A 16,879-nucleotide genomic window follows, 5' to 3' on the forward strand; every position below is an offset into this window, starting at 1 on the left:
GTCGGCAACCCCCTCAAACTCTCCGACTCCCCCACCCACATCACCACCCCACCCCTCCTGGGCCAGCACACCGAAGAAATCCTCATCGGCGAACTCGGCATCGGTGACGAGGAATTGCGCCTGCTCAAGTCGAGCGGGGTGATCTGACGTGACATGACCGAGCAAGGGGCCGACCGACGGTGCGCGTCGCCCGGCCCCGGGACCCGTGCGCGCACGAAAGGCATTTGGACAGGGGGCGCTGGCCAGATCTTTCGACGCAAGGAGTGCTTGAGCAGATGACAACCATCGACTATTCGACGTCCGTCCCGTACCGGGAGGTGACGGACGCCAACGGCCGCGTGTACCGCGTCGGTGAGACCGACATCGACATCATGGGCCGTAAACGCAAGTGGATGGTCATCCTGCCGTGGGTCGGCATGATGGGCATCAGCTCGGCGGAGTACGCGTTCGCGTCTGCCGAGGACACGCTGCACATCGCACACGGCTGGAACGACGGCCACATCTTCTGGATGCTCGGCGTCTGGGTGTTCTTCCAGGCGGCGGTCGCCTTCCCGGCCGGAAAGCTCAGGGAAAGCGGAAAGCTGCCCGCACGTTGGGCGATGATCCTCGGCGCGATCGGCACACTGCTCGGATATCTGTCTCTCGCGTTCGCGCCGCATGTGGTCGTCGCGTACGTCGGGTTCGGCATGTTCAGCGGTATGGGCGCCGGAATGGTCTACGCGACCTGTGTGAACATGGTCGGCAAATGGTATCCGGAGCGAAAGGGAGGAAAGACCGGGTTCGTCAACGGAGGATTCGCCTACGGTTCCGTGCCGTTCGTCTTCCTCTTCACCAGCTACATGGATCTGACGAACTTCCGCTGGGTGCTCGTCGCGGTCGGAGTCCTCCTGGCCACGGCCGTGGCTGTGGCCGGCTCCTTCTTCAAGGACCCGCCGAAGAACTGGTGGCCGGCCGAGGTCGACCCGCTGAGCCCGCCGACCGACCCCCGGGCCCGGCGTGCCATGGCCATGAACCCGCCTGCCGTGCGGCAGTACACGCCGGGCGAGGCCTGGCGTACCGGACGGGTCGCGCTGATGTGGTTCTGCCTGCTGTGCACCTCGGGCGTGAACATCTTCGGTATCGCCTTCCAGGTCGACATAGGCGAGGAGGCCGGCTTCGCGGGCGGAATCGTCGCGACGGCCATGTCGATGAAGGCCATCGTCAACGGCACCGGACGCGGTGTGATCGGCTGGCTGTCGGACCGTTACGGGCGAAAGCGGTGCCTGATCTTCGTCTGCATCGTCCTCGGCCTTTCGCAGTACGGCATCCTGTGGTCCGCCGACATGAAGAACCTCCCGTTGTTCCTGCTCTTCTCCAGCATCTCCGGGTTCGGCGGTGGCGCCATCTTCCCTATGTTCGCGGCCATGACGGCGGACTACTTCGGCGAGAACAACAACGCCTCCAACTACGGCCTGGTCTACAGCTCCAAACTGGTATCCGGACTTCTCGGAGCCGGAATGGGCAAGGTCGTCGTGGACCACTGGGGACACAGTGGCGCATTCACGCTGGCCGGCTCGATCTCTCTGTTCGCCGCGTTCATCGCCCTGTTCCTGACCCCGCCGGGCCGGCCGAAGAAGGAGGTCAAGGCCAACCCGATGCCCATCAGCCGGGACACGGACTGATCCCGGTTTCCCGGCGCGTTCAGCCGAACGGCATTCAGTCCGAGCAAAACGCTCGGCCGGGCTTCTCCCGGCCGAGCGTTTTGCGTGAGCGAGTGGCGTGCGCGATCGGAGACCGCGTACCCGGGTGGCTACTCGCCGCACTTCTCCCTGAGCGAGTGGAGGTGTTCGCTGGAGCGCCGCGCGAACGTGAAGGACTCGGTCGGCTGGTCGTGCTCGGCCTGCCAGTGGTGGGCGAACCGTTCACCGCGCAGCCTGGTCACGGCGGAGATGAACCGCCGGTAGTCGATGTCGCCGTCGCCGACGTCGGTCATGCGGTAGCCGTAGGTGTTCGCGGGGTCGCTCACACCGTCCTTGACGTGGAACAGCGGATAGCGGTGGGGCTGCTTGAGGACGTAGTCCAGCGGCTCGAACGGCGCGGCTGTGCCGTCGGGGCGCTTGGAGAAGCGGAACTGGCCCGAGTACGCCCAGAAGATGTCCATCTCCAGGAACACCAGGTCGGGGTCGGTCTCGGCGAGCAGGACGTCGTAGAGACGGACCTTGGGGTTGTCGGTGGCGAAGGAGAACTCCTCGGAGTGGTTGTGCTGGTAGAACTTCATGCCGCGGGCCCGGGCGGCGGCGCCGTAGGTGTTGAACTCCTGCGCCGCGCGTTTCCAGGCGTCGACGGTGGAGCCGTAGCGGAACGGTCCCGAGGCGGTGCCGATGTGCTTGAGGCCGAGGGCCTGGGCGTCGTCGAGGACCTTGGTGAGGTTCTGGGCGAAGGTGTAGGCGTTCGGGTCGTCGGAGTAGTAGCCGACATGGCTGCCGATCGGGTTCAGGCCGTGGTTCCTGGCCAGCCGCTTGAGCTGGGCGAGGGTGATCGGGCCGGCCGAGCCCTGGGTGTATCCGGCGAACTCGACCTCGTCGTAGCCGTACTTGGCCAGTTCGGCGAAGACAGGCGCGAAGCCGAGGGTGGAGACCTTGTCGCGCAGGCTGTAGAGCTGGATGCCGAGCCGGCCGGGGGGCAGGACGGGACGGCCGCGGCCCGCGCTGCCGGACGCGGCCTCGGTGGCGGCGCCGGCGGGGGTCGCGGCGGCGCCCACGAGCGCGGCGGCGGTGGCGCCCGCGGCCACACCGAGCATGCCTCGTCTGGTGAGGCGGTGGGTGAGCTCGGGGTCGGGCTGGGAGATGCGGCTCATGCCTGAACTCCTCGATGTCAAAGGGCGTTGTCAGTGATGTCAAAGGGCGTTGTCAGTGGCGAGTGCTTCACTGGTGACCAGTCGGAGGAGACCGGTCGTGTGGGCCGGTGGGTGGGCCGGTGGGTGGGCCGGTCAGCCGAGACCGGCCAGTCGGAGCAGGAGTGCTTTCACATCGGTGGCAGCGACCCGGTCGCCGACTGCACGGGGGGGTGGAGCAGATGAGTAGCGGACCGTCGTCGTCGTTCGCCGGGAGGCGGCCGTGGCTGCCGCGGACGGGTGAGGGATCCAGAGGCACGACCGCCATGCGGTAGCGCAGGCCGAGTTTCTTGCGGGCCAGTGCGGTGGCCGCCTTGACCTTGACGTAGGGGTCGCGGGGATCCATGAAGAGTTCGACCGGGTCGTAGCCGGGTTTGCGGTGGATCTCGACGAGTCGCGCGAAGTCGGGCGCGCGGGCGTCGTCGAGCCAGTAGTAGTACGTGAACCAGGCGTCCGGCTCCGCGACGGCGACGAGCTCTCCGGAGCGCGGGTGGTCGAGGTGGTGGGTCTTCTTTCCCTCGTCGTCCAGGAGTTGCTCGATGCCGGGCAGTCCGGCGAGGGCGTCCCGGGTCGCCTCCAGGTCTTCGGGGCGACGCACATAGACGTGGGCGATCTGGTGGTCGGCGACCGCGAAGGCACGTGAGGCCATCGGGTCCAGGCACTCCATGCCGTCCTGGGTGTGCACCTCCAGCAGTCCTGCGCGGCGCAGGGCGCGGTTGATGTCGACGGGCCGGCTGACCCTGGTGATGCCGTACTCGGACAGCGCGACGACGGTACGGCCCTCCGCGCGGGCGTCGTCCAGCAGCGGGGCCAGGGCTCGGTCCAGGTCGGCGGCCGCCTTCAGGGAGCGTGGGTCCTCGGGGCCGAAGCGCTGCAGGTCGTAGTCGAGGTGCGGGAGGTAGCACAGCGTCAGATCGGGGTGGCGGGTGCTGATGAGGTGGCGGGTCGCGTCGATGATCCAGCGGCTGGAGACGAGGCCGGCACCGGGGCCCCAGAAGTGGAAGAGGGGGAAGGTGCCGAATTTCGCGGTGAGTTCGTCGTGCAGGGCCACAGGGCGGGTGTAGCAGTCGGGTTCCTTGCGGCCGTCGGAGTAGTAGATCGGACGGCGGGTGACGGTGATGTCGGTGTCGGCGCCCATGGCGTACCACCAGCAGATGTTGGCGACGGTGTAGCCGGGATGGGCGCGGCGGGCGGCGTCCCACAGCTTGTCCCCGGCGACCAGGCCGTTGTGCTGACGCCACAGGAGTACGTCGCCGAGGTCGCGGAAGTACCAGCCGTTGCCGACGATGCCGTGCTCGGCCGGGTGGGTGCCGGTCAGGAAGGTGGACTGGGCGGCGCAGGTGACGGCCGGCAGGACGGTTTCGAGGGGAGCGTGCGAGCCCGCTCGGGCGAGGGTCTTGAGGTGGGGCATGTGGTCGAGGAGACGGGGGGTGAGGCCGACGACGTCGAGGACGAGGAGCGGCGTGGGGCGCGGGTCGGTCCGGTGGGTGTCGGTGGCGGCATCGGGGTCCCTGGCGGCTTCGGCGGCCGTGGCGGCTTTGTGGGTGCTCATGGGAGTTCCTTCAGGCCGAGGTCCGTCAACAGATCGCGGGCGAGGGTGAGTTCGGCGGCGATGCCGTCGGCGAGCTGGGCCCGGCCGCGGGGCCGCAGCTCGGGTGGGAGGGCCTGCCAGGTGTAGGTCTCGACCTCCAGGTGGCGGGTGAGCGGGTGCGGGCCGCCGACCAGCCGGGTCAGCGCGGCTCTGAGGACGGGGAGCGTGGAGGTGAGGGGCGCGGCGGGGGCCGCGTGCAGGGGGACGTGGAAGTGGGCGCGCCAGGGGCTCGCGTCGGGCAGTGTGTCGCCGCCGAGGGCCTCGCCCAGGTCGTCGGTGCCGCGCAGTCCCGCGGCGATGGGGGCCCCTCCCGCTCGAACGGAGTTGAGAGTGGGGGACGTGCGGGTCTGGTGCAGGAAGCGGGGTTCGTCGAAGGCGGCGAGGGCCGTGCGGACCTCCGGCAGATGGGGGTGCTCGGCGTGCAGGGCCGCCGAGAGCTGGGATTTGACGACGGGGACGCCGGCCGCGGTGAGCGCGTCGAGGGCGGTGTGCGGGTCTTCGAAGGAGGTGGCGAGGTGGCAGGTGTCGACGCAGATGCCGATCCGGCGGTGGCCGATCGCGGACAGCGGGGCGAGGGCGTCGTGGGTGGTCTCGACGACGCAGCCGGGTTCCGGTTCGAGGCCGATGCGGATGGACCGTCCGGTCAGCTCCTGCAGGGCGTCGAGGCGTTCGGCGAGCGTGCGCAGGGCCTTCTCGTGGCGTCCGGTGTCGTGGGCGGCGGTGCGCCACGCGAGCGGCAGGGTCGAGATGCTGCCCTCGGTGACGTCGTCGGGGAGGAGTCCGGCCAGGACCCGGGCCAGGGCGGTGGTGTGCTCCAGGCGTTCGGGGTCGGCCCAGTCCGGTCGGTAGACGCGGTACTTGACCTCCTCGGCACCGAACCCGTCGTAGGGGAAGCCGTTGAGGGTGACCACTTCCAGGCCGCGCCGGTCGAGTTCGGCGCGCAGGGCGCGCAGGGCGGAGGGGTCGGAGTCCAGGGCGCGGGCGGCGTCGGCGGCCAGCCACAGGCCGATGCCGAGGCGGTCGCGGCCGAGACGGCGGCGGACGGGTTCGCAGTGGTCGCGGAGTTGGGCGACTACGCCGTCGAGGGTCTCTGCGGGGTGGACGTTGGTGCAGTAGGCGAGGTGGACGGTGGAGCCGTCGGGGTGGCGGAAGCGCATGCCCTACTCGCCCCCGCGCAGGATGGAGTTGCCCTCGTGGGTGGGTGCGGTGGCCGTGGCGTCGAGGGTGAGGCGGCCGCTGAGGCCGTAGAAGGCGACGGGGTTGCGCCACAGCACCAGGTCGACGTCGTCCTCGGTGAAGCCGCTCGCCAGCATGGTGTCGGCGACCCTGCGGGTCTTGAGGGGATCGCTCCTGCCCCAGTCCGCGGCGGAGTTCACGAGCACCTTCTCCGGGCCGTACTCCTTCAGGATCGCGACCATCCGCTCCTCGTCCATCTTGGTGTCGGGGTAGACGGAGAAGCCCAGCCAGCAGCCACCGGCCTTGGCCTCCTTGACGGTGGTCTCGTTGAGGTGGTCGACCAGGACGTGGTCCGGGGGCAGTGCGGACTCCCGGACGACGTCGAGGGTGCGGCGCAGGCCGGCCAGTTTGTCGCGGTGCGGGGTGTGCACGAGTGCGGGCAGTTCGTGGTCGGCGGCGAGCTGGAGCTGGGCGGCGAGGGCGGTGTCCTCGGCGGGGGTCATGGAGTCGTAGCCGATCTCGCCGACGGCGACGACCTGGTCCTTGACGAGATACCGGGGCAGTTCGTCGAGGACGGGCACGCAGCGCGGGTCGTTGGCCTCCTTGGGGTTGAGGGCGAGGGTGCAGTGGTGGGCGATGCCGTACTGGGCGGCGCGGAAGGGCTCCCAGCCGAGGAGGGAGTCGAAGTAGTCGAGGAAGGAGGAGGGGGAGGTGCGGGGCTGGCCGAGCCAGAAGGAGGGTTCGACTACGGCGCGGACGCCGGCCGCGTGCATGGCCTCGTAGTCGTCGGTGGTGCGGGACGTCATGTGGATGTGGGGGTCGAACAGGCGCATCAGGACTGCTCCTTGGACTCGGTCGGCGTCGCCTGGGTCAGGGCCAGCGCGCGTTGGAGGTCTTCGGGCACTTCACGCCCCGCCGCGGTGCGTTCGGCGGCGTAGTCGCCGAGCATGCGGGCGAGTTCCTGGTCGGCGTGGGCCCGGCGGTCCAGGCCGGCCACCGCGTCGACGGGTACGCCGGTGAACAGGCACTTCAGGACGGCGTGCCGCCACTGGTGGGGGTCCAGGTGGCGGGCCGCGTAGGGGCCGACGGCGGCGGTGAGGAGGCGGGTGTCGTTGGTGCGCAGGGCGTCCTCGACGAGCGGGAGCGCGTCGGGGCCCGGCACGAGGTGGGGCAGGGCGTGCAGGACGGCGCGGCGTTCGGCGGCGGTGCCCTGCCGGTAGACGCGGGTGAGGGCGGCGGTGTCGGCGTGGGCCGCGTGCAGGATGAGGACGCGGGCGGCGTCGGCGTGCTCGGGCCCGCAGCGGCGGCCGGCCTCGGCCAGGCGCAGTTCCCACACGGAGATGGGGCCGTGGACGCCGGGGTGGGCGGCGGCCTCGTCGAGGGCCTGGTCCAGCCAGGCGCGGGCGGCTCCGGCGAGGCGGGTGTCGAGGTGGGCGTGCAGGGTGGCCGGCGGGGTGTGGGCGAGGGCGTCGGGGTCCACCGTGGGGGTGTCCGGGGTGGAGTGGGCGGCGCGGGTCATGTGGTGCTCCCTTCAGGGGTGGCGGAGGGATCGCCGGGAGGTGCGTGGGTGGCCGCCGCTCGGCGGAGGAAGGGGAGGGACTGTTCGGCGAAGTGGGGGCCCGCGTGGGAGTGGCGGGGCAGTTCGACGACGGTGAGTCCCTGGTAGCCGGTGTCGGCCAGGGCGGCGAGGACGGGAGGGAAGTCGATCTCTCCGTCGCCGAGTGGAAGGTGTTCGTGGACGCCGCGGCGCATGTCCTCGATCTGGACGTGCCGCAGCCAGGGGGCGGCGGCGCGGACGCAGGCCGCGGGCGGGAGCGGTTCGAGGCACTGGCAGTGGCCGATGTCGAGGGTGAGGCCGAGGGGTTCGGGGTCGCCGAGTTCCCGGCGCAGGCGGTGGAAGTCGGTGAGGGTGGCGAGGAGGTGGCCGGGTTCGGGCTCGACGGCGAGGGGCACGCCCGCGGTGGCGGCGGCGTCGAGGACCGGGGTGAGGGCTTCGGCGAGGCGTTTCCAGGCCGTGTCCTGGTCGGTGCCCGTCGGGGTGATCCCGCTGAAGCAGTGCAGGGCGTGTGCGCCGAGGTCGGCGGCGACCCGGACGGCACGGATCAGGAGGTCGACGCGGCGGGCCCGGTCCTCGGGGTCCGGGTCGAGGAGGCAGGGGCCGTGTTTACGGCGCGGGTCCAGGACATAGCGGGCGCCGGTCTCCACGGTGACGCTCAGGCCGAGCGCGTCCAGCCGCCGGGCCACGCGACCGGTGCGGGCGGCGAGGTCCGGGGCGAGCGGGTCGAGATGCATGTGGTCGAGGGTCAGGCCTGCGCCGTCGTAGCCGAGGTCGGCGAGCAGGCCGAGGGCGTCGTCGAGCCGGAGGTCGGTGAGGCCGTTGGTTCCGTAGCCGAAGCGGAGGGGCGTGCCGTTGCGGGATCGGCCCTGGACAGGGGCGGCGGTTTCGGGGCTCATGGGTTGCACCCCCTCCTCGCGGACTTCCTGCCGAGCGGCGCGAGTGCGGCGATGAGGAGGGCGCTGACGCGGGCGCCGGAGCGGACGGTGAGGGTCGGGCCGGTCTCGTACGGGCCGAGCAAGGAGCCGATGGCGAGCACGCCCTTGTGGAGTTTCGAGGGGTTGGCCGCGCGAGATTCGGGGCCTGCGCCTCGGGACGTCTCTGGTGTGTCGGCGGCCGTCGGCGAGTCCGCGTTGCGGGACGAGTTCGGCCGCGTCGCACCGGCTGTCCGTGACGGCTCCACTCCCGGCCCCTTCCTCATCGGGCCTCCCCGTCACCACCGGCACGGTCGGAGCGTCCCGATCCCGCACCGTCGTGGCCGCCGAGGACGAGCGACACCAGGGCCGGCAGGCCGCTGTCGGCGAGAGCCGGGGCCCCGGTGACCAGGCCGGTCGGCGATTGCGGGCCCGCGGTGACGGCGACGCAGCCGGTGACGACGGTCGTCGCGACGGAACCGCGCGCCCCGACCGGTCGGGCACCGACGCGTGGTGAGGAAACGGACGCGGACATGGGCAGCCTCCTTGTCGAACGCGTCGTGGCTGAACCCCTGGAGGGAACGCCCGTCGGGGCAGTGGAAGAGACGGCGGGCGGAGGTCCGGCGTCCCCCGCCCGCCGCCGCTCAGCCGCCCTTGACGGGCAGTTCCTTGATCCGGACGTTCCGGAAGGACACCTGGTCGTCGGCTCCGTGGTTCTGGATGCCGAAGTGACCGTCGGTGAGGCTCCGGGCCGGATCGGTGTTGGTGAAATCGTTGATCTTCACGCCGTTGAGCCAGACGCGGAGCCGTTCGCCCTCCACCCGGATCTCGTACGTGTTCCACTCCCCCGCCGGGTTCAGCGCGCGGTCGCGCTTCAACAGGTCGGCGGAGCGGAAGCCGTAGACGGACCCGGTCGTCTTCTCGGGCACGTCCGTGGCGTCGATCTGGATCTCATAACCGTTGTTCACGGCCGACCACGGGTCGTCCGAGGGCGGGAAGCCGACGAACACACCGGAGTTGTCGTCGCCGGCCGTCTTCCAGTCGAGCTTGAGCGAGTACGCGCCGAAGTCCGAGGCGGCGTACCAGAGCATCCCCATGCCGCCGGTCGACGTGATGGTGCCGTCGTCGTCCAGGGTGAAGGAGCCCGGGCCGGCCTGCCGCCAGCCGTCCAGCGACTGCGCGGTGCCGTCGAACAGCGGACTGTATCCGTTCTCCGGTCGGCAGTCGGCCTGCGCCTCGCCGACCGCATACAGGATGCCGCCGACCAGATGCTGCCGGAAGACGGGGTCCGCGTACGACTCCTTCGTGTGGCCGACGCCCGTGTAGAAGGCACGGCCGCCCTGGTAGTTCTGGCACCAGGCGATCGGATGGTCCCCGCTCATCGTGCCGCCGCTGTACGACGACTCGTCGAGCGAGGCGAGGACATGGGCCCGTTCCCGGGGATTGGAACGGTAGTTGTACCACTCGTCGGTCCGGTTCCAGGTCGGCCCCAGTGCCGAGGTGGCCGGGTGGGCGCGGTCCTCGACGACGACCGTCGCGGGCTGGATCGCCGGGTGCGACTGGAAGTAGGCGCCGGCGAGGCCGCCGTAGAACGCCCAGTCGTACTCGGTGTCGGCGGCGGCGTGGATGCCGACGTAGCCGCCGCCCTTGCGGATGTAGCCCTCGAAGGCCCTCTGCTGGGCGGCGTCCAGGACGTCGCCGGTCGTCGACAGGAAGACGACCGCGTCGTAGCGCCGCAGGTTGCCCGGCGTGAAGGCGGCGGCGTCCTCCGTGGCGTCGACCCTGAAGCCGCTCGCCCCGCCGAGTTCCTTCAGGGCGGCGACGCCGTCGGGGATGGAGTCGTGCCGGAAGCCGGCCGTCTTGGAGAAGACCAGCACGCGTTCCCCGTCACGCCCGCCCTGTGAGGCGGCGGGGTCGCAGACGCAGCCCAGGAGCACAGCGGCTCCCACAACTGCCGTGCTCAGTCGGCTCGTTGAGCGCATCGTTCGTACCTCCTGTCAGCCGGTCGTGAAGGTGAAGTCGTCCACGTCGAACAGGGCCCCGGATCCGGTGCTCCCCTTGGAGGCCAGGTAGAGCGTGGCGGTGCCCCTCGGTGCGCGGGGCAGGTCGGCGCTGACTTCCTGGAAGGTCTCCCAGGTGTGGGTGGTGCCGTCTTTCCCGTGCACGAATGCCTCCAGAACGGGGCCGGTTGTACGGGCGGGTGCGGTACGCCGGAATACGCCGTCATCCCAGGGAGTTGACGGGCAATCAGTTGCCGAACGCCGCGTCGAAGGAGGCCGACGGCGGCTCGAAGTCGAATGCCTTGAGGCTCTTCAGTGCCTCGGGGGCGCCCTGGAGCCGGTCCATGCCGGCGTCCTCCCACTCGACCGAGACGGGGCCCTGGTAGTCGATGGAGCGCAGCATCCGGAACACGTCCTCCCAGGGGACGTCGCCGTGTCCGGCGGACACGAAGTCCCAGCCGCGGCGCGGATCGCCCCAGGGCAGGTGGGAGCCGAGGCGGCCGTTGCGTCCGTCGAGACGCTTGCGGGCCTCCTTGCAGTCCACGTGGTAGATGCGGTCGCGGAAGTCCCAGAGGAAGCCGACGGGGTCGAGGTCCTGCCAGACGAAGTGGCTGGGGTCGAAGTTGAGGCCGAACGCCGGTCGACGGTCGACCGCGTCCAGAGCGCGGACGGTCGTCCAGTAGTCGTAGGCGATCTCGCTGGGGTGGACCTCGTGCGCGAACCGCACACCCTGCTCGTCGAAGACGTCGAGGATGGGATTCCAGCGGGTCGCGAAGTCCTCGTAGCCGCGCTCGATCATCGACTCGGGGGCGGGCGGGAACATGGCGACCAGGTGCCAGATGGCGGAGCCCGTGAAGCCGATGACGGTGTCGACGCCGAGGGCGGCCGCGGCCCGCGCGGTGTCCTTCATGCGGTCCGCCGCGCGCCGCCGGACCCCTTCCGGGTCGCCGTCGCCCCACACCTCGCTCGGCAGGATGGCCTGGTGGCGTTCGTCGATGATGGCGTCGCAGACGGCCTGGCCGACCAGGTGGTTGGAGATGGCCCAGCACTTCAGGCCGTACTTCTCCAGGAGTTGGTGGCGCGAGGTGACATACGTCGGGTCGGCCAGGGCCTTGTCGACCTCGAAATGGTCGCCCCAGCAGGCGAGTTCGAGCCCGTCGTAGCCGAAGTCGCGAGCCAGACGGCAGACCTCTTCGAGGGGAAGGTCGGCCCACTGGCCGGTGAAGAGCGTGAATGTGCGCGGCATGTCGCTTCGCCTCCTCAGACGGCTATGAGCGTGTAGACGGAGTTCTTCTCGGCGCTCTCCTCGACCGCGGCGAGAACGCGCTGGACCTGGAGCCCGTCGGTGAAGGAGGGTTCGGGGCGGCGGCCCTCGGCGACGGCGTGGACGAGGTCGCGGGCCTGGTGGACGAAGCTGTGCTCGTAGCCGAGGCCGTGGCCCGGCGGCCACCAGGCGTCCAGGTAGGGGTGGTCGGGTTCGGTGACGAGGATGCGGCGGAAGCCGGCGTGCGCGGCGGGCTCGGTGGCGTCGTGGTACGAGAGTTCGTTGAGGCGCTCCAGGTCGAAGGCCAACGAGCCGCGCTCGCCGTTGAGTTCGATACGCAGGGCGTTCTTGCGGCCGGTGGCGTACCGGGTCGCCTCGAAGGAGGCGAGGGCGCCGGAGATGAAGCGGCCGGTGAACAGGGCGGCGTCGTCGACGGTGACCTGGCCGGTGCCGGCGGACGTCACCGCGGACAGCCCGCTGGTGGCGCCGACGGGCAGGGGCCGTTCCCGGACGAAGGTCTCCGTGAGGGCGGAGACCCCCGCGAGCCGCTCCCCCGCCAGGTACTGGGCGAGGTCGATGATGTGCGCCCCGAGATCGCCGAGCGAGCCCGAGCCGGCGTGTTCCTTGCGCAGCCGCCAGGTGAGGGGGAACTCCGGGTCTACCAGCCAGTCCTGAAGGTACGTCACCCGCACGTGCCGTAGCCGCCCGAGGCGTCCCTCGGCGACCATGTTCCGGGCGTGCGCGGTGGCGGGCACCCGGCGGTAGTTGAAGCCGACCATCGCCAACCGGCCACGCTCGTACGCCTCTTCGGCCGCCTGTGCCATCACCGCGGCTTCCTCGACCGTGTTGGCGAGCGGCTTCTCGCACAGCACGTGCTTGCCCGCGGCGAGTGCGGCGACGGCGATCTCGGCGTGGCTGTCGCCGGGGGTGCAGATGTCGACGAGGTCGACGTCGTCCCGGGCGATCAGCGCACGCCAGTCGGTCTCGGCCGCCGCCCAGCCGTGCCGGTCGGCCGCCGCCCGCACGGCTGCCGGGTCGCGGCCGCAGATCGCGGACAGCACCGGCTGCCTGGGCAGGTCGAAGACGCGGCCCACGGTGCGCCAGCCCTGGGAGTGGGCGGCGCCCATGAAGGCGTAGCCGACCATGCCCACCCTGAGGGGCGGCTTCTCGGCCCCTTCTGACTGCTGCGGCTGTGCCATGCGCAATGTCCTCCTCGTCGTCGTGGCGCGGTGGGGGGTGCCTTCCGCCCGACGGGCCGCTCGGCCTGTCGGGCGGGACGCCTCACTTGAAGCCGGTGGACATGTACTGGTCGATGTTGGTCTTGTCGACGACGGCCGAGTAGAGCGTGAGCGAGGCCGGGATCTCGAACTCGGCGAGGCCTCCGATGCCCTTGCCCTGGCCGAGGGCGCGGGCGAGGTCGATCGCGGACGCGGCCATGGTCGGCGGGTAGAGGACGGTCGCCTTGAGGACGCCGTCGTCCTTCTTGATGGCCTGGAACGCGGAGAGGGCGCCGGCGCCGCCGACCATCAGGAAGTCGTCCCGCCCGGCCTGCTCGATGGCCCGCAGCGCGCCGACCCCCTGGTCGTCGTCGTGGTTCCACAGGGCGTCGAACTTCGACTGGGCCTGCAGGAGTTGGGCCATCTTGGCCTGCCCGGACTCCACGGTGAACTCGGCGGCCTGACGGGCCACCTTCTTGATGTTGGGGTAGTTCTTCAGGGCGTCGTCGAAGCCCTTGGTGCGCTGCTGGGTCAGCTCCAGGTTGTCCAGGCCGGCCAGTTCGATGACCCGGGCGGCCGACTTCCCCTTGAGCTTCTCGCCGATGTAGTGACCGGCGTTGAGGCCCATGCCGTAGTTGTCGCCGCCGATCCAGCAGCGGTAGGCCTGCGGGGTGTTGAAGATCCGGTCGAGGTTGACGACCGGGATGCCCGCGCGCATCGCCTGCAGTCCGACCTGGGTGAGGGCCTTGCCGTCGGCGGGCAGCACCACCAGGACGTCGACCTTCTTGTTGATCAGCGTCTCGATCTGGCCGATCTGTGCGGCCGTGTCGTTGGAGCCCTCGGTGATCTCCAGGGTGACGTCCGAGTACTTCTTGGCGCGGCTCTTGGCGTTGTCGTTGATGGCGTTGAGCCAGCCGTGGTCGGCCTGCGGTCCGGCGAAGCCGATGGTGACCTGCTTGCCGGGCTTGTCGTCGGCGGCCGGCTGGTCGTTCGCGGCCGGTTCGTCGTCCGACTCGTTGCTCGTGCACCCCACGAGGAGGGCACCCGCTCCCATGGCGGCGGTCCCGAAGAGCAGCCCTCTGCGGCTGGTGAATCGACTGTCCGGATGCTGCATGGCGGTGAACCCTTTCCTCAGGTCGTGCTTGCGGTACGGCGCTGGACCAGCACGGCGGCGACGATGATCGCGCCCTTGGCGATCTGCTGGACGTCGCTCTGCAGGTTGTTCAGGGCGAAGATGTTGGTGATCGTGGTGAAGATCAGGACACCGAGGACGGAGCCGGTGATGGTGCCGCGGCCGCCGCTGAGCAGCGTGCCGCCGATGATCGCGGCGGCGATCGCGTCGAGCTCGTAGAGGTTGCCGTTGGTGTTCTGGCCCGAGCCCGAGAGGATGATCAGCAGGAAGGCGGCGATGCCGCAGCACAGCCCGGACAGCAGGTAGAGGTAGAGGCGTTGGCGGCGGACGTCGATGCCGGCGAGGCGGGCGGCCTCCGCGTTGCCGCCGACCGCGACGGTGCGGCGGCCGAAGGTGGTGCGGTTGAGGACCAGCCAGCCGATGATCGTGACGACGGCGAAGACCATGACGAGCGGCGGGATGCCGAGGACGTACGCGTCGCGCAGCCCGAGGTCCAGGACGCTGTCGACGGTGACGATCTGCGTCTTGCCGTCGGTGATCTGCAGGGCGAGGCCGCGCGCCGAGGCGAGCATGGCGAGTGTCGCGATGAAGGGGACCATCCCGCCGTACGCGATGAGCAGTCCGTTGACCAGGCCGCAGCCGAGGCCCACGAGGACCGCGGTGAGGAGGATGCCGCCGAAGCCGTACTCCTGGGTGGCGACCGTGGTCGCCCACACGGAGGCCAGCGCGACGATCGCGCCGACGGACAGGTCGATGCCGCCCGACATGATCACGAAGGTCATGCCGACCGTGACGACGCCGATCACCGAGCCCTGGGTGAGGACGAGTTGGAGGTTGCGGGTGTCGAGGAACTCGTCCGGCTTGGTGATCCCGCCGACCACGATCAGTGCGGCGAGGACCCCGAGCAGGGAGAGGGTGCGGAGGTCGACTCGGGCCAGCACCCCGCGCCAGACGGGGGGTCGGGCCACGGGGGCGGTCTTTCCGGTGCCGTCCCGGGGCGGGGAGACATGCTGCGTCATGACGCCGGGCTTCCTTCCATGACGAGGTCCAGTACGCGGGATTCGTCGAGCTCGCGGGCGGGGGCCGTGTGCACGACACGGCCCTCGCGCAGTACGAGGACGCGGTCGGCGAGGCCGAGCACTTCGGGCACCTCGCTGGAGACGAGCAGAACGGCGAGGCCTTCGTCGGCCAGTCGACGGACGACTGCATACAGTTCACTGCGGGCACCGACATCGACGCCGCGAGTCGGCTCGTCGAGGAGCAGCACCCGGCAGCCGCGCAGGAGCCAGCGGGCCAGGACGGCCTTCTGCTGGTTGCCGCCGGACAGGGTGCGGACCGGGGCGGACGGGTTGTCGGGCCGCAGGGACAGCTCGCGGGTGGCCGCCCGCGCCGCGCCGAGTTCGGCGCCGCGGTCGATCCAGCCGCCGCGTGAGAAGCGGGACATGGTGGAGACCGAGACATTGCGGGTGACGGACTCCAGCATCAACAGGGCCTGCGCCTTGCGCTCCTCGGGGGCGAGGCCGAGTCCGGCGCGGACGGCGGCGCGTACGCTGCCGGGCTTGAGCGGTCGACCGTCGACCAGGACCTGCCCGGAGGTCGGCTTCCGTGCACCGTATACAGTCTCCAGTATTTCGGATCGGCCGGATCCGACGAGACCGGCCAGTCCGACGATCTCGCCGGGGTGCAGGGTCAGGTCGAAGGGCTCGAACTCGCCCTCCCGGCCGAGGCCTCGGACCTCCAGGACCGGTGTGCCCGTGGGAGGCGACGCGGGCCGGTCGGGAAAGACGTACTCCACGTTCCGTCCCGTCATCAGCGCCACGACCTCACGGGTCGGGGTCGACTTGGCGGGCAGCCCGCCCGCGACGGCCCGTCCGTCCTTCAGCACGGTGACCCGGTCGCCGATCCGCCGGATCTCCTCCAGCCGGTGGGAGATGTAGACGACGGCGACGCCGTCCGCGGTGAGGTCGCCGACGATCCGGAAGAGGTTGTCGACCTCGTCCGGGTCGAGGGCGGCGGACGGTTCGTCCATCACGATGAGCCGTACGTCGTGGGAGAGCGCCCGCGCCATGGAGACGATCTGCTGCTGGGCCGCCGACAACTCGCCCACCAGGCGGGCCGGGTCGATCTCGGGGTGCCCGAGTCGCTTGAGCAGCAGGCCGGTCGACGCGCGGGCCGCCTTGCCCCGTACGACGAATCCGGCCGCCGTCGGTTCGTGACCGAGGTGGACGTTCTCGGCGACCGACAGGTGTTCCACCAGGTCGAGTTCCTGGTAGATGGTGGCGATGCCGAGGCGCATGGCGGCGATCGGCGAGCGCAGGGTGACCGGTTCGCCGCGCCAGGTGATGGTGCCGTCGTCGGGCTGGTGGGCGCCGGCCAGGACCTTGATGAGGGTGGACTTGCCGGCCCCGTTCTGGCCGAGCAGACAGTGCACTTCACCGGCCTGGACGTCGAGGTCGACGCCGTCGAGGGCCCGGACTCCGGGGAACGACTTGGTGATGCCGGACATGCTGAGGAGCGGTGGTTCTGGTGCCATGTGTGGTTCCCCTCGGCTGGCGTGCGGGCCGTTTCAGGGCAGGGCGAGGCAGCGAGTGGTGCGGGTGAGCTGTGCCGGACCGGTGGCTTGCGCGGACTTGCGGGGGCCTCTTCGGCTCACGCAGGCCTGTTCGGGCTTACGCGGGTGAGAACAGGTGGTCGCTGATCAGTCGGGCCGCGCCGATGACTCCGGCGGTGGGGCCCAACTCCCCCAGAACGATGGGCAGGTTGCCGGTCGCGAGAGGCAGCGACTGGCGGTAGACCTGGGTGCGGATCGCGGCGAGCAGGGTGTGGCCGAGGCCGGTCACCCCGCCGCCGATCACCACCAGGCCGGGGTTGAAGAAGCTGACCAGGCCGGCGATGACCTGGCCGGTTCGGTTGCCGCCCTCACGGATGAGGTCGAGGGCGGTGGCGTCGCCTGCCGCGGCCGCGGCCGCGACGTCTATGGCGGTCAGGGTGCCGTTGGTCTCCAGCCGGGTGGCGAGTTCGGCGGAGTGTCCCTGCTGGGCCGCGTCGACGGCGTCCCGGGCCAACGCGGCCCCGCTGAAGTGGGCTTCCAGGCAGCCCCGGTTGCCGCAGGCGCAGGGACGGCCGTCGGGCACGGCCTGGATGTGCCCGATGTCGCC

The 16,879-nt window shown here is 70.6% G+C and carries 14 protein-coding genes and 4 pseudogenes; 2 read left to right on the top strand and 16 right to left on the bottom strand.

Annotated elements, in window-relative coordinates:
- Both TN53_RS46065 and TN53_RS38395 read left to right on the top strand, forming a co-directional pair.
- A pseudogene (locus TN53_RS46065) lies at window positions 1–147 on the top strand (formyl-CoA transferase); the annotation flags it as partial.
- Window positions 148–275: 128 nt separating this feature from the next.
- Window positions 276–1,661: an OFA family MFS transporter gene (locus tag TN53_RS38395; protein WP_046263483.1), complete on the top strand. Its 1,386-nt coding sequence runs from the start codon at window positions 276–278 to the stop codon at window positions 1,659–1,661.
- A 128-nt stretch (window positions 1,662–1,789) separates the two neighbouring features.
- On the opposite strand, the gene TN53_RS38400 is transcribed toward TN53_RS38395, so the two are convergent.
- The 16 genes and pseudogenes from TN53_RS38400 to TN53_RS38465 form a co-directional block, all read right to left on the bottom strand.
- Complete coding sequence (locus TN53_RS38400) at window positions 1,790–2,836, bottom strand: sugar phosphate isomerase/epimerase family protein (RefSeq protein ID WP_046263484.1); 1,047 nt, start codon at window positions 2,834–2,836, stop codon at window positions 1,790–1,792.
- A gap of 132 nt (window positions 2,837–2,968) precedes the next feature.
- Window positions 2,969–4,424, bottom strand: a pseudogene (locus TN53_RS38405) (alkaline phosphatase family protein).
- Window positions 4,421–5,620, bottom strand: coding sequence for a metabolite traffic protein EboE (gene eboE, locus TN53_RS38410; RefSeq protein ID WP_046263485.1), 1,200 nt, complete (start codon window positions 5,618–5,620; stop codon window positions 4,421–4,423). Before eboE ends, TN53_RS38405 begins: the two are co-directional and overlap by 4 nt.
- A 3-nt stretch (window positions 5,621–5,623) precedes the next feature.
- The gene (locus tag TN53_RS38415; protein ID WP_046263486.1) at window positions 5,624–6,472 is read right to left on the bottom strand and encodes a TatD family hydrolase; all 849 of its coding nucleotides are present in this window, start codon (window positions 6,470–6,472) and stop codon (window positions 5,624–5,626) included.
- Entirely contained in the window at window positions 6,472–7,158 is a 687-nt protein-coding gene (locus TN53_RS38420) for an EboA domain-containing protein (protein ID WP_046263487.1), read from the bottom strand. Before TN53_RS38420 ends, TN53_RS38415 begins: the two co-directional genes overlap by 1 nt.
- Entirely contained in the window at window positions 7,155–8,093 is a 939-nt protein-coding gene (locus TN53_RS38425; protein WP_046263488.1) for a sugar phosphate isomerase/epimerase family protein, read from the bottom strand. Before TN53_RS38425 ends, TN53_RS38420 begins: the two co-directional genes overlap by 4 nt.
- Entirely contained in the window at window positions 8,090–8,233 is a 144-nt protein-coding gene (locus TN53_RS47605; RefSeq protein ID WP_159038245.1) for a hypothetical protein, read from the bottom strand. The genes TN53_RS38425 and TN53_RS47605 overlap by 4 nt, the downstream gene beginning before the upstream one ends.
- 212 nt (window positions 8,234–8,445) lie before the next feature.
- Window positions 8,446–8,643, bottom strand: a pseudogene (locus TN53_RS38430) (myo-inositol-1-phosphate synthase); the annotation flags it as partial.
- Window positions 8,644–8,752: 109 nt separating this feature from the next.
- On the bottom strand, window positions 8,753–10,090 hold the full coding sequence (locus TN53_RS38435; RefSeq protein WP_046263490.1) for a ThuA domain-containing protein: 1,338 nt from the start codon (window positions 10,088–10,090) through the stop codon (window positions 8,753–8,755).
- Window positions 10,091–10,105: 15 nt separating this feature from the next.
- Window positions 10,106–10,252, bottom strand: a pseudogene (locus TN53_RS46070) (carbohydrate-binding protein); the annotation flags it as partial.
- A 103-nt stretch (window positions 10,253–10,355) separates the two neighbouring features.
- Entirely contained in the window at window positions 10,356–11,354 is a 999-nt protein-coding gene (locus tag TN53_RS38440; RefSeq protein WP_046263491.1) for a sugar phosphate isomerase/epimerase family protein, read from the bottom strand.
- Window positions 11,355–11,368: 14 nt separating this feature from the next.
- Window positions 11,369–12,571, bottom strand: coding sequence for a Gfo/Idh/MocA family protein (locus TN53_RS38445; RefSeq protein WP_046263492.1), 1,203 nt, complete (start codon window positions 12,569–12,571; stop codon window positions 11,369–11,371).
- Between the two features lie 82 nt (window positions 12,572–12,653).
- Window positions 12,654–13,703, bottom strand: coding sequence for a substrate-binding domain-containing protein (locus TN53_RS38450; RefSeq protein WP_046263493.1), 1,050 nt, complete (start codon window positions 13,701–13,703; stop codon window positions 12,654–12,656).
- Window positions 13,704–13,720: 17 nt separating this feature from the next.
- On the bottom strand, window positions 13,721–14,740 hold the full coding sequence (locus TN53_RS38455; protein ID WP_046263494.1) for an ABC transporter permease: 1,020 nt from the start codon (window positions 14,738–14,740) through the stop codon (window positions 13,721–13,723).
- The gene (locus TN53_RS38460; protein WP_046263495.1) at window positions 14,737–16,254 is read right to left on the bottom strand and encodes a sugar ABC transporter ATP-binding protein; all 1,518 of its coding nucleotides are present in this window, start codon (window positions 16,252–16,254) and stop codon (window positions 14,737–14,739) included. The genes TN53_RS38455 and TN53_RS38460 overlap by 4 nt, the downstream gene beginning before the upstream one ends.
- A gap of 136 nt (window positions 16,255–16,390) precedes the next feature.
- Window positions 16,391–16,879: ROK family protein (locus tag TN53_RS38465; protein WP_046263496.1), on the bottom strand; the 489-nt coding region annotated here is incomplete at its 5' end.

It is taken from the genome of Streptomyces sp. WM6386 (genome assembly GCF_000972385.1).
GTDB lineage: Bacteria > Actinomycetota > Actinomycetes > Streptomycetales > Streptomycetaceae > Streptomyces.

Excerpts from the sequence above, each read along its gene's own strand:
- TN53_RS38395 (WP_046263483.1), top strand. The coding sequence starts at position 276 with ATGACAACCATCGACTATTCGACGTCCGTCCCGTACCGGGAGGTGACG.
- TN53_RS38400 (WP_046263484.1), bottom strand. The coding sequence starts at position 2,836 with ATGAGCCGCATCTCCCAGCCCGACCCCGAGCTCACCCACCGCCTCACC.
- eboE (WP_046263485.1), bottom strand. The coding sequence starts at position 5,620 with ATGCGCTTCCGCCACCCCGACGGCTCCACCGTCCACCTCGCCTACTGC.
- TN53_RS38415 (WP_046263486.1), bottom strand. The coding sequence starts at position 6,472 with ATGCGCCTGTTCGACCCCCACATCCACATGACGTCCCGCACCACCGAC.
- TN53_RS38420 (WP_046263487.1), bottom strand. The coding sequence starts at position 7,158 with ATGACCCGCGCCGCCCACTCCACCCCGGACACCCCCACGGTGGACCCC.
- TN53_RS38425 (WP_046263488.1), bottom strand. The coding sequence starts at position 8,093 with ATGAGCCCCGAAACCGCCGCCCCTGTCCAGGGCCGATCCCGCAACGGC.
- TN53_RS38435 (WP_046263490.1), bottom strand. The coding sequence starts at position 10,090 with ATGCGCTCAACGAGCCGACTGAGCACGGCAGTTGTGGGAGCCGCTGTG.
- TN53_RS38440 (WP_046263491.1), bottom strand. The coding sequence starts at position 11,354 with ATGCCGCGCACATTCACGCTCTTCACCGGCCAGTGGGCCGACCTTCCC.
- TN53_RS38445 (WP_046263492.1), bottom strand. The coding sequence starts at position 12,571 with ATGGCACAGCCGCAGCAGTCAGAAGGGGCCGAGAAGCCGCCCCTCAGG.
- TN53_RS38450 (WP_046263493.1), bottom strand. The coding sequence starts at position 13,703 with ATGCAGCATCCGGACAGTCGATTCACCAGCCGCAGAGGGCTGCTCTTC.
- TN53_RS38455 (WP_046263494.1), bottom strand. The coding sequence starts at position 14,740 with ATGACGCAGCATGTCTCCCCGCCCCGGGACGGCACCGGAAAGACCGCC.
- TN53_RS38460 (WP_046263495.1), bottom strand. The coding sequence starts at position 16,254 with ATGGCACCAGAACCACCGCTCCTCAGCATGTCCGGCATCACCAAGTCG.